1 pseudogene is annotated in these 366 nt (G+C 40.2%); it reads right to left on the reverse strand.

What is annotated here, in order from left to right:
- Nucleotides 1–145: 145 nt before the first annotated feature.
- Nucleotides 146–366 (reverse strand): annotated as a pseudogene (locus tag CXF76_RS20755) (organomercurial transporter MerC); the annotation flags it as partial.

The raw sequence follows: 366 nt of genomic DNA on the forward strand, positions 1-366 counted from the left end.
GAGCGAAAAGCAGACATTGACCGTTAATCGTTTCAACGACGGCAATTAGCCATACGTTGCATGTTTGCTCCCTTACTGGTTTTACGATATCCAAAACCGACATAACGACCATTAAGCAAATACCAAAGTAAAATAGGTATGTGCTTCAATCATATAGCCAAAGAGGATAAAGCGTTAATAGCACTGCTACAGGCCCTAGAATGCTGAAGACAGCTCTGGTATGGTTTTTATTTTTGTGCCAGTTGTATAAGTTTACCAATAGTTCCAAAGATGCAAAAATAGGTAAAAGCGTATTTACAGCTATTCCTTCGAAGTGAGAGAAGAAGCCTAGTCCTAATGCCGATGCAAGTGACCTTAATGCAGGGA

The organism is Pseudoalteromonas sp. 78C3 (assembly GCF_002836695.1).
Lineage (GTDB): Bacteria > Pseudomonadota > Gammaproteobacteria > Enterobacterales > Alteromonadaceae > Pseudoalteromonas > Pseudoalteromonas arctica.